This is a genomic window from Moorena sp. SIO4A1 (genome assembly GCF_010672065.1).
GTDB lineage: Bacteria > Cyanobacteriota > Cyanobacteriia > Cyanobacteriales > Coleofasciculaceae > Moorena.
Window position 1 is genome coordinate 26,853 of sequence record NZ_JAAHHX010000061.1, and the last position, 11,197, is coordinate 38,049.

The 11,197-nt window shown below is 45.4% G+C and carries 9 protein-coding genes; 3 read left to right on the forward strand and 6 right to left on the reverse strand.

Features of this window, described 5'->3' with window-relative positions; all coding sequences use genetic code 11:
* Positions 1 to 29: 29 nt before the first annotated feature.
* From F6K53_RS28335 to F6K53_RS28345, 3 genes are all read right to left on the reverse strand, one after another.
* Positions 30 to 383, reverse strand: coding sequence for a hypothetical protein (locus tag F6K53_RS28335; RefSeq protein WP_293021217.1), 354 nt, complete (start codon positions 381 to 383; stop codon positions 30 to 32).
* A 315-nt stretch (positions 384 to 698) separates the two neighbouring features.
* The gene (locus tag F6K53_RS28340) at positions 699 to 2,603 is read right to left on the reverse strand and encodes a tetratricopeptide repeat protein (RefSeq protein ID WP_293082969.1); all 1,905 of its coding nucleotides are present in this window, start codon (positions 2,601 to 2,603) and stop codon (positions 699 to 701) included.
* A gap of 74 nt (positions 2,604 to 2,677) precedes the next feature.
* Positions 2,678 to 3,805: a hybrid sensor histidine kinase/response regulator gene (locus F6K53_RS28345; RefSeq protein ID WP_293021215.1), complete on the reverse strand. Its 1,128-nt coding sequence runs from the start codon at positions 3,803 to 3,805 to the stop codon at positions 2,678 to 2,680.
* Positions 3,806 to 4,158: 353 nt separating this feature from the next.
* Here F6K53_RS28345 and clpS point away from each other — a divergent pair, with 353 nt between their 5' ends.
* Both clpS and F6K53_RS28355 read left to right on the forward strand, forming a co-directional pair.
* Positions 4,159 to 4,479: an ATP-dependent Clp protease adapter ClpS gene (clpS, locus tag F6K53_RS28350; RefSeq protein WP_293021214.1), complete on the forward strand. Its 321-nt coding sequence runs from the start codon at positions 4,159 to 4,161 to the stop codon at positions 4,477 to 4,479.
* Between the two features lie 4 nt (positions 4,480 to 4,483).
* On the forward strand, positions 4,484 to 4,777 hold the full coding sequence (locus F6K53_RS28355) for a DUF2103 domain-containing protein (RefSeq protein WP_008186027.1): 294 nt from the start codon (positions 4,484 to 4,486) through the stop codon (positions 4,775 to 4,777).
* A 310-nt stretch (positions 4,778 to 5,087) separates the two neighbouring features.
* Here the strand turns inward: F6K53_RS28355 and F6K53_RS28360 are convergent, their stop codons facing one another.
* Both F6K53_RS28360 and F6K53_RS28365 read right to left on the reverse strand, forming a co-directional pair.
* Positions 5,088 to 5,555, reverse strand: coding sequence for a molybdenum cofactor biosynthesis protein MoaE (locus F6K53_RS28360; RefSeq protein WP_293021211.1), 468 nt, complete (start codon positions 5,553 to 5,555; stop codon positions 5,088 to 5,090).
* A gap of 28 nt (positions 5,556 to 5,583) precedes the next feature.
* Complete coding sequence (locus F6K53_RS28365; RefSeq protein WP_293082974.1) at positions 5,584 to 5,778, reverse strand: hypothetical protein; 195 nt, start codon at positions 5,776 to 5,778, stop codon at positions 5,584 to 5,586.
* A 395-nt stretch (positions 5,779 to 6,173) separates the two neighbouring features.
* Here F6K53_RS28365 and F6K53_RS28370 point away from each other — a divergent pair, with 395 nt between their 5' ends.
* On the forward strand, positions 6,174 to 10,742 hold the full coding sequence (locus tag F6K53_RS28370; RefSeq protein ID WP_293082977.1) for a PAS domain S-box protein: 4,569 nt from the start codon (positions 6,174 to 6,176) through the stop codon (positions 10,740 to 10,742).
* Between the two features lie 254 nt (positions 10,743 to 10,996).
* Here the strand turns inward: F6K53_RS28370 and F6K53_RS28375 are convergent.
* Positions 10,997 to 11,197, reverse strand: a 201-nt coding sequence (locus F6K53_RS28375) for a hypothetical protein (RefSeq protein WP_293072397.1), incomplete at its 5' end; no start/stop codon positions are given.

An 11,197-nucleotide genomic window follows, 5' to 3' on the forward strand; every position in this document is an offset into this window, starting at 1 on the left:
TAACGCACCCTACGCACTCACGCCAACAGCTATAAGCTATCACCATCATCGAGCAATTGCTGAAGATTTTCCAGTTTCAATAGGTCTTCTCGATTGACTACATCATCACTAATTTCAAGGATAGGATTTGCTGAGGAAAGGTTGTTGTTGAACAGATTTTTAATTTCTGTTTCACCCAGAAACCTTCCTTGCTCAAAGAACCGTTGACTGCTATTTGTACTATCAACAAAGAAGCCAAATGACTGTTGGGGAAATTTGAAGTCAGATGGCAATGACTGAGCCTGGACATTAGAGACGATGCCAGCAGTTAAGGAAACAACTGTCAAAGCTAGGGTTGTCTGTTTCCCAAACCTGGGAAGGATCTTAGTTAGGGTCGGTTTCATGATGTTATAGCGCTACGCGCAAGTCAGAAGTTAGAAGTCAGAAGTCAAAAGTAAAAAAAAATACCAATTCAAGTAGGGTGGGCAAAGTAATATTATCTAGAAGAGTAATTTGAACGCAACGGTTTTTGCCCACCCTACAAGCTAGCTACAAATTCAAGTAGGGTGGGCAAAGTAATATTATCTAGAAGAGTAATTTGAACGCAACGGTTTTTGCCCACCCTACAAGCTAGCTACAAATTCAAGTAGGGTGGGCAAAGTAATATTATCTAGAAGAGTAATTTGAACGCAACGGTTTTTGCCCACCCTACAGGCTACTTATATTGAATCCAAATATTTTGCTAGCAATTCCGGAATATAGTCATAGCCATCTACCCCAATGACAGCAATAATTTTTGACCGTTGCTGTGCCAAAAGGGTTTGGAAGCCATCTTGCCCCATTTGTCCTTGCAAAATACTTAACAAACCAGCTGGTTTGCGCCAATCCTCAGACCCAATTTGCTCTAATAGATAGGCTCCTAAACTAGCGGTGTAAATCACTTTCTGCCAATCTTGCTGGCTGTAGCAAGCTTGGGCTAGGTAGGCCAAATTCACTCCTTGTAGGTACAAATCCCCAGAAAATTGGGCGGCTTGCCAGCCTTGTTCTAAAAATGCGATCGCTTTTTGATACTGCTCGACCACGACATGGGCAATTCCCAAACTACTGAAACACAAAGCTTGACTTTGCCCAACCCCATAACTCCCTGCTGGAGAATCCCCCAATCGTTCTAACAATAATCGACCTTGTTCTAGATAGTGAATAGCACTCTCATACACCTCTAGTTCTGCTTGTTGGCTATCCTGAGCTTGAAACACTTCACTGTAGCCGAAATTCACCAGAGCATTGGCTTCTCCTAACCGGTCTCCAGCTTGACGAGCGAGTATTAATGCTCGTTGACTATAGTTAATCGCATCAGCATAATTCTCTTGCGCGACACAAATCCGACTGAGGTGATTGAAATTAGCAATTTCACAGAGTTTATCCCCAGCCTCACGGGCAATCTCTAAGGCTTGCTGATGGAAGTTATTGGCTCGGTCATAGGCTCCTTGGGACCAAAGGGAATAACCCAACAAGGTTAGAATCCTGGCTTTCTCCTGGGTTCGGTCTACTTGCCGCAGGGGTTCATCTAGGTAATTCAGGGCATCTTGGAGATAGTTGCCGCTAAAGTTAGCAAACACACCACCGTAGAGAGGGAAGTAGTCCCGTTGGGCAAAGGTGCGCAGAATTTGCAGACAAACCTGAAAACAGCCATTTGCGATGGCATTTCCGTTGCTACTAATTGCTGTCTGGTTCAAAACATTAGCTAACCTAGACCAAATCACAGCAAATACGATAAAGGTAGAAATCGATAACTTTGCTCCCATCTTGGAGTCATATACCATTTTATCGAACCAATTCACCAGTCCTCGCTGCAAGCACTGGAGAATCACAGCCAATTCCACCCAAGCTTCTAGTTCCAAACTCGGCTGAGTATCTGCCCATTCATGGAACGATTGATTCAGCGCTAGACTTTCAAATAAAGACTGGGGTAACGGGCTATTAACCTTTTTCCCCCACAGCCCCCAAGGGCCACGCTGTTCCGGAGTACCCTCAAATCCCAGTGAGCCTCGACTTTGGTCATAAATCCAACTGACCAGATAATCTTCCAAGCGTTGCCAAGATGCCAAACCCGCCGTAATCCCAGCCGCCAGTTGTCCAAGGTCTTTAGCAGTATCAGATTCAGAAGCTTGTTGTGCCTGTTGCTTTAGGGGTTTAGCCAGGCTCGCCAGTTGTTGTAACGTCAGCGGTGGTTGTTGATTGGGGTCAATCACTCGCAATAAAGCCGTAAAGCGCTCAGCTGGTTCAGCAGTAGTAATGAATTGAATAGCGCTAGTGATAGTTTCTGAAACTCGGTTTTCTTCCTGCCACTGTTCCCATTCACCACGAATGGTATTAAGCGCCCTGAGTTGACGGATTGCCTTGGCTTGCTTCAATTCACTCTTAGGATTGTCTACTTCTGCCTGAGTCATATCGAAGCGCTGATCAAGGCAACGTTCAAAAATTTCCCCGGTGCCAACCGTAACCCCCTTGACCAACATCTGATAGACCTGGGATTTAGAACGGATCTTCCCCTTCAGGGTAGTTTTGACAATGTCATCGATTAATTCAAAATAGCGATCGCTCAATCCCATCTCGTTAGACATAAACCTTTTGCCTGATCAGTGCCCACTTTTCTCAAAAATAGCTCAAAATCAGAATAGACTTCTGGCAGGTCTAGTTAAGCGTCAACATGATTCGGCAATGTTACAGTAAACAAAGTCCCCTTACCCAACTCAGACTTAACGTTGATTGTTCCTTGATGAGCTTCGAGAATTCGTTTGGAAAGATATAGTCCTAAACCACTACCTGAGCGTTTGTGGCTACCCTGGCGAAACCGTTCAAACAACTCTTTTTGGTCTTCTGGGGATATACCAAAACCAGTATCTTCCACCTCAATCACCACCAACGACTGATTACTTTCACTAGTCTTGGGACTATTCCTCAGACGAACGGTCACAGAACCGTTGTCAGTGAATTTAATCGCATTTCCCAGCAAATTCATGAACAGTCGGTGCAGTTCTAAGCGATCGCCCATCACTATCGAGTTAACTTCCTTCGGTGTCTGATAGTCCAAAGACAGTTTTTTATCACGAGCTAGGGCAGACAGTTCTTGGATGACTTCCTCAATAACCTGTTCCACAGGGATGGCAGAGAAAGACAAATACTTCCGACCGGCTTCATAGCGATAGACTTCTAGTAACGTATTCACCATAGTCAGCAAATTGTGGTTACTGCGAGTCATGGTGACTATGGCTTCGAGCACTGGGGGTGAAATTTCTCCCAAAGCTCCCTGCTGCATAAGGTTTAGGATGCGATCTGCTGCTACTAAGGGGGTGCGCAAGTCATGGGTAAGCCGAGAGACAAAATCTTCTCGTTGCCGAGCAATTTCATCCCGTTCATCCACACTATGCTTGAGGCGCAAAAGCGATCGCACCCGAGCCAGCAATTCATCCACTTCTACTGGTTTACGAATAAAATCATCCGCCCCCATATCCAGTCCTTGGACCACACTCGGATGATCATAAGCGGTGATCAACAAAATTGGTATAAACGGTAACTTGGGATTGCTTCGGATGCGCTTGGTTACTTCAAAGCCATCCATTTCTGGCATCATCACATCCAATAGCACCAATTCCGGCGGAGATATCTCTATTTTCTCTAGGGCAACCCGACCATTCTCTGCCAAAGTAATCTCGTACCCCTCTTCTTCTAAAAGCGTCTGCAGTAGAAACAAGTTGTCAGGGGAATCATCCACAGCCAAAATGCGATCTGTTTTGGAAGGGCGGGTTAGAGGTAAAGCATTCATTGAATCATTTCGTTGGTAAGTCAGAAGTGGAAACCCCTGTCATTGATGTATGGGGAGCGGGCTAATTAGTGGGTCGGCAAACCATTGCACACAGCCCCTCAGCAACTTCCCCCTGACACAAACAGCAGCCTGAGTTCGCTTCATTATGGCAAATTGGGCTTTACAGGCAAAGAAAAAATTGCGAATAGCGAAGGTCGTTGAAACCCTTAGGGATTAAAGGCTTAGTCCAATTTTTGATTTTCCTTATTTCTCACGGTCACTATGCAGGGCGTTTCAATTTTTGTAAACTGGAAGGAATGGTTTGACTTTAAACTTAATTTTTTGTAAATTATTCTGGTAACCTATGTGCGACTATGGTAAGATCAGCAGCTTATAAAGCTACATTTGCTGCACCAGTCAAAGCTCCTGAACGCTCTGGTCAAGTTACCCGAAAGCCTTATCCCAACTATAAGGTAATTGTGTTAGACGATGATTTTAACACATTTCAGCATGTTCACGACTGTCTGGTCAAGTATATCCCTGGGATGACAAATGATCACGCCTGGGAACTCACCCATCAGGTTCACAACGAAGGTCAATCCATTGTTTGGGTCGGTCCCCAGGAACAAGCGGAACTCTACCACCAACAGCTTTCTCGTGCTGGCTTAACCATGGCTCCCTTGGAGGCTACATAGTATTATGAGCCAACCCAAAGACGGCAGACTGGTTTGGAATCACTCTACCCACATTCAGGGTCTCATTCCAGTTCTGCAACGACTCACAGATTACCCAGGTATTCAAACCATTACCCCTGCTGTGCTTGGGCGGGCAAGAAGTCACTGTCCTAAATTACAGTTAAAAGTATCAGTGCCAATTCGTGGGGGATTCAAGGTGATTGCCAGGTCTGGTAAAAGCTTTCAAGAGGTGTTCATCCTCACCAACTTGAGTAAGGTGGAACTAGAAAAAGCGATCGCTCAATCACTAAAACGATAAGTAGATAGAATGTAGAATGTAGAATGTAGAATGTAGAATGTAGAATGTAGAATGTAGAATGTAGAATTTAGAATGTAGAATTTAGAATTGAATGTAGAATTGGGAATTTAGAATTGGGAATGTAGAATTGGGAATTCACCATTCTGCATCCTGACAGACAACCTTGGCCAAAAGGCCACGCTACGCGAACAACCCATTAACCGGCTAACCTAGCCTACACCGAAGGCCAAAGGCGAACAGCATTTTTGAATTAAACATGTAAAATTCTTAATTCTTAATTCTTCATTCTTAATTCTTAATTCTTCATTCTTCATTCTTCACACGCCCCAATACTGACCCAACTGCTAGAACCATCATCCCAATGCTCTTTTTTCCAAATCGGAGCATTATGCTTCAACGTGTCAATAGCATACTTACAAGCTGCAAAGGCTTCTGAACGATGAGGACAGGCAACAGCGACTAACACGCTAATTTCCCCAATAGTTAAGCGACCGATGCGATGATGGATTACCACCCGATTGACATCAGACCATGAGGCACGAATCTGGGCAGCAATTGAGGAAAATACCCGTAATGCCATGGGTTCATAAGCCTGATACTCTAATGCTACCACTGGTTTACCATCAGTCTGATTACGGACTGTGCCACTCATCATCACCACAGCTCCATTAGCCGGATCATCAGCAAGGGCGTAGATGTCTGATAGGAATAACGGAGCGATGGTGATTGAAAAACTATCTACGGTTTGCTTTTCAGAGATCTTGGGCGGGGGAGTCATTCGCTGAGAATTCCAAAGAGTGTTAAGATTAGTAACAGCCTAAGCCTTTATTTATATATTTATATATAGCACTTATCATAGTCATGAGGTACAAAATTCTGGGTGTTAGGGAGCAGGGAGCAGGGAGCAGGGAGCAGGGAGCAGGGAGCAGGGAGCAGGGAGCAGGGAGCAGGGAATAGAGCAGAGGCAAGAGGCAAGAGGGAAAAAATCCTGTGTACCTCATAGCGATAATAAACGCTATAGTTTATTTATCTTTACTGGTTGGATTTAATCAATAGGCAACCCTAGCGCCATGTTTCGATTTTTTTAAAATACTTTAAAAATTAGGAGCAGCTGCTCTAATTTCAGTTAATATACCTAAATACTATTCAAATAATATTAAATCAGAAGTTTTTTCTTTGACAAGGGCAATAATCACCTTGTCGAGGGCTAGTGCTCACTAGGCGATGAAACATCTGCCGTCAATCAATTGATGCTACCTATCCTTAAAGTCAAGCTACTTAAAGTCAAGCTCATCCTAGCTGATCAGTGATCAGTAAAACCCGTGTTGAGCAACAGCAAACCTAGAGCTGATCATAACTAGGGCTGATGATAACCCGTTTGGAGATTATTTGATTGATGGCACGAGGAGGTGGGGCTGATGAACCAGCAAAGCTAGCAGCCCAAAAATATTATAAAAGAACTATTGACCCTGAGCTTCAACAGGCCTTTGATGATCTCACAGCATTAGCCGCACAAATTTGCCAAACGCCCATGGCTCTGATTACCCTGATTGACAGTAACAGTCAATGGTGTCAGTCTAATCTGGGCGATTATGAAAAGTCAATAAGTCAAAATACCTTTTTATCCAGCCATCGGATTGAGTCAGCTGAGGTATTGGTAGTTCAGGATACCCTGGCTGATCAACGGTTTGCCACTCATCCCTTAGTTACTGCTGAGCCTCATATTCGGTTTTATGCTGGAGTTCCCCTAATTACCTCTGAGGGATATGCTCTGGGAACACTTGCGGTCATGGATCAGGTTCCAAAGGAACTTCAGCCTCAACAGTTAGCAGGATTACAAGCCTTAAGTCGTCAACTGATAAGCCTTCTGGAGCTAAAACAACAGTTAGCGGATTTACAGCAACCTCAGCTAGAAAACCAAGGTCTTGAGAATGAATTAACCCAGGTTGACCAAGAACTCCTGGATTTTTTAGAAAATGGCTCCGTTGGTCTCCATTGGGTGGATAGCAATGGCATCATCCTGTGGGCTAATCAGGCAGAGTTAGATCTGCTGGGTTACAACGCCCAGGAGTATATCGGTCACCACATTGCTGAATTTTACCCGGAGCAAGAGGTAATTGAAGATATCCTGGCCAGACTAACTGCTAAAGAAACCTTAAAAAACTATGAAGCTAGCCTCTTGTGCAAAGATGGCTCGATTCGCCATGTCTTGATTAACTCCAATGTCCTCTGGAAAAATGGCAAATTCGTCCATACCCGATGTTTTACTCGTGACATTACTGAATGGAAACGGATCCAGCAAGAACGCGATCGCTTTTTTGACCTCTCCCTGGATTTGCTGTGTATAGCGGGTTTCGATGGCTATTTTAAGCGCTTGAGTCCGTCCTTTTCTAGCACCTTGGGTTACACCGAAGCGGAACTAACCAGCACCACGTTTCTGGATTTTGTCCATCCCGATGACCGAGAACCAACTAGGACGGAAATGGAACAATTGGGGAGTGGCATCCCTACTGTCTACTTCGAAAATCGCTATCGCTGTCAAGATGGGTCTTATAAATGGTTAGCCTGGGCTGCAAATCCTTTAGTTAACGATGGTTTAATTTATGCGATCGCACGGGACATTACCGAAGCCAAACAAAAGCAAGCCAGCCTTGAAGAGAGTGAAGCTCGCTTCCGGATGATGGCTGATCATGCCCCAGTCATGATCTGGATGTCAGGCACTGATAAACTTTATAACTTTTTCAATCAGCTTTGGCTGAACTTCACCGGTAAGACCCTCGAACTTGAATTGGGCAATGGCTGGGCTGAAGGGGTGCATCCTGATGACCATGAGTACAGCTTCAATACCTATGTATCCGCCTTCGACGCCAGAGAAAATTTTCGGATGGAGTACCGCTTGCGACGTAGGGATGGGCAGTATCGTTGGATATTAGATATAGGCACTCCCCGATTTACCCCCAATGGGGACTTTGCCGGTTACATTGGCTCTTGCATCGATATCACTGAGCGCAAACAGGCGGAAGAGGTTCTGCGTAGACAGGCTCTGATTTTTGAGACTATCTTCGATGGGATCATAATCACGGACTTAGCCGGTAAGATAATTGATTGGAATCCCGCTTCAGCGCGAATATTCGGCTACACCAAAGCTGAGGTATTGGGTAAAACTGCAGGGATTCTGCACCGACCGGAAGAGGCGGCTGTTCTAACCGAGCAGATTATCCAGGAGATGACCAGGTCCCGACGTTGGTCTGGGGAGATTCACTTTATTCGCAAAGATGGCAGGTGTGGGGTGTGTGAAACGGTGGTAGTACCTCTTTATGATCAGCAAGACAATATGGTGGCAACCATTGGTCTAAACCATGATATAACCGAGCGGGAGCAAAATCAGCAGCAATTGTATCAGAGCGAGGCTCGCTATCGCGCTATTGTCGAAGATCAAACCGAACTCATCTGTCGTTTCCGTCCTGATGGAACTCTTACCTTTGTCAATGGTGCCTACTGTCGCTATTTCAGCAAATCAGAGCAAGAGTTGATTGGGCAACGGTTTTTGCCATTGATTCCCGATGAGGATCTCAAAAGGCTAGAACAGTGTATTACTTCTCTAAGCCGGCAGAATCCGGTAGAAACGGTTGAACACCGGGTGATTATGCCCACAGGAGAGATTCGCTGGCAGCAGTGGAGCGATCGTGCCATCTTTAACGAACAGGGTGAATTGATTGAGCTCCAGGCAGTAGGGCGGGACATCACTGAACACAAGCACGCAGACGAGCAACTTTTGGAAAAGTCTCAGGCCCTGGAAACCTTCAGTAACAACCTCAAACACCTACATCGGCTGAATACCACCAATTACCAAAACTTTGAGTTGCTGTATGCTGACTATCTGGAGACGGGATGTGAAATTTTAGGGATGCCCACTGGCATTATTAGTCAAGTACACCTTAATTCCTACACTATCCTGTCGGTCAGGTCTGATCTAGAAGGCTTAGTGGCTGGCTCAGAGTTTGAATTAAAAGATACCTATTGTGCTGTAGTTGTTCGCGAAAAAAAGACCATTGCCTATACTCATGTAGGTGAGATAGCACTGATGCACGCTCATCCAGTCTACCAAACTCTAAAACTTGAGTCCTATATCGGGACTCCTATATTTGTCTATGGTGAAGTCTACGGCTCCCTGAATTTTTCCTCAACCCAGGTAAGAGCAAGGGATTTCCCGCCTCACGAACAGGAAATTGTAGAACTAATGGCTCAAAGTCTTGGTCGATTAATTGCAGCTCATCAAGCGGAAATAGAGCGCCAACAGGCAGAAGCTGCACTGCTGGAGAGTGAATCGACCCTGCGTAGTTTCTTCAACAGTTCCGCACTATTGATGGGGGTCGTGGAACTTTTGGATGATGACATCCTGCATATTTCTGATAATAAGAGTACGGCGGATTTTTTCGGGACTACACCCGAGGCCATGCAGAATCGGTTAGCCAGTGCGCTGGGGGCACCCAAAACTCATATCCGTCGCTGGATTAGCCATTACCGAGAAAGCCAACAAAGCAATCAGCCCATTTCCTTCGAGTATGATCACACCACTGAAACCGATACCCGGTGGTTATGCGCCACTGTATGCCCAATTCCTGAGACAACCACTGCTCACCCCCGATTTTCCTATGTGGTGGATGACATTACTGACCGTAAGTTAGCAGAGCAAGAACTCAAGCGCCAAAATCAGCGATCGCAATTGTTTTCAGAAATTACCCTGAAAATCCGCCAGTCTCTACAACTGGAGCAGATTTTGCAAACGGCTGTTACAGAAGTGCAACAATTTCTCAAGGCTGACCGAGTTGTACTCTTCCAACTAAGTTTTGATGGCTGGGGGAAAGTGGTTCAAGAAGCAGTAGTACCTGGTTGGCCAATCATGCTCGGACAAAGCATCGAAGATCCTTGCTTTCATGAAGAGTACCTAGACCAGTATCGTCAGGGAAGGGTTAGCAACATCTGTGACTTAGAAAACTCTGATATCCGAGCTTGCCATGTAGAAATGCTGCAACAGTTTGGGGTAAAAGCTAACTTAGTGGTGCCAATTCAGCAACAAGACAAACTTTGGGGTTTGTTGATTGCCCATCAGTGTGCCAATCCACGACAATGGACTAACTTTGAAAGTGAATTGTTGCAACAACTGGCGAACCAAATTGCTATTGCCTTAGCCCAAGCCCAGCTTTTAGGAACAGAAACCCGTCAGCGTCAGGAACTTGCCCGTTCTAATGCGGAACTGCAACAGTTTGCCTATGTAGCATCCCATGACCTGCAAGAACCCCTGCGCAAGATTCAGGCATTTGGCGATCGCCTTCAGACCAAGTATCATGAACAGTTAACGGAGCAGGGGCAAGACTACCTGAAACGGATGCAGAATGCAGCAGGACGGATGCAGGTGTTAATCAATGACTTGCTTAGCCTTTCCCGGGTGACCACTAAGGCAAGACCCTTGGTTGCCACTGACCTGGCTCAAGTGGTGCAAGAGGTACTCTCTGATTTAGAACTACGTATCCAGCAATCTGGTGGCGTAGTGGAAGTCGGTGAACTACATACTATTGAAGCTGATCCAGTGCAAATGCGTCAACTTTTGCAAAACCTGATCAGTAACGGACTTAAATTCCGACCAGCACCAAGAGGTAACGTCGTTAAAATTTATAGTCAACTGCTTCAAGAAAGTGTTCCCTTAAGTTATGGAGGCGCAACCGTTAATGAGCGTTGTCAGATCATAGTCGAAGACAATGGTATTGGGTTTGACCCCAGGTATTGCGATCGCATTTTCCAAACCTTTCAACGGCTCCATGGTCGCAGCGATTATGAAGGAACCGGCATCGGTCTAGCTATCTGCCGTAAAATTGTGGAACGCCATAATGGTAGCATCATGGCAGAGAGCACACCAGGACAGGGAGCTAAGTTTATTGTTAGGGTGCCGATTAAACAAAGTTGAAAATTGAAAGTTGAAGGTTGTTCGCGTAGCGTGGCCTATTGGCCAAGGTTGTTCGCGTAGCGTGGCCTATTGGCCAAGGTTGTTCGCGTAGCGTGGCCTATTGGCCAAGGTTGAAGGTTGTTCGCGTAGCGTGGCCTATTGGCCAAGGTTGTTCGCGTAGCGTGGCCTATTGGCCAAGGTTGTTCGCGTAGCGTGGCCTATTGGCCAAGGTTAAACTTTAAATAATGAAAACATACTAGTAGTTGAGTGACTAATCAATAAAATATAGCAGTCGCCAGGGCAGGGGCGGACATGACAAAAGTCTCAAACCTAAGTAAGCGCAAGAGTTTGACTTCTGACTTCTGACTTCTGACTTCTGACTTCTGACTTCTGACTTCTGACTTCTGACTTCTGACTTCTGACTTCTGACTTCTGACTTCTGACTTCTGACTTCTGACTTCTGACTTCTGACTTCT

What these genes read in the sequence shown, in the direction of transcription:
- F6K53_RS28355 (WP_008186027.1), top strand. Translation starts at nt 4,484, where the DNA reads ATGAGCCAACCCAAAGACGGCAGACTGGTTTGGAATCACTCTACCCAC.
- F6K53_RS28335 (WP_293021217.1), bottom strand. Translation starts at nt 383, where the DNA reads ATGAAACCGACCCTAACTAAGATCCTTCCCAGGTTTGGGAAACAGACA.
- F6K53_RS28365 (WP_293082974.1), bottom strand. Translation starts at nt 5,778, where the DNA reads ATGAGGTACACAGGATTTTTTCCCTCTTGCCTCTTGCCTCTGCTCTAT.
- F6K53_RS28345 (WP_293021215.1), bottom strand. Translation starts at nt 3,805, where the DNA reads ATGAATGCTTTACCTCTAACCCGCCCTTCCAAAACAGATCGCATTTTG.
- F6K53_RS28340 (WP_293082969.1), bottom strand. Translation starts at nt 2,603, where the DNA reads ATGTCTAACGAGATGGGATTGAGCGATCGCTATTTTGAATTAATCGAT.
- clpS (WP_293021214.1), top strand. Translation starts at nt 4,159, where the DNA reads ATGGTAAGATCAGCAGCTTATAAAGCTACATTTGCTGCACCAGTCAAA.
- F6K53_RS28360 (WP_293021211.1), bottom strand. Translation starts at nt 5,555, where the DNA reads ATGACTCCCCCGCCCAAGATCTCTGAAAAGCAAACCGTAGATAGTTTT.
- F6K53_RS28370 (WP_293082977.1), top strand. Translation starts at nt 6,174, where the DNA reads ATGGCACGAGGAGGTGGGGCTGATGAACCAGCAAAGCTAGCAGCCCAA.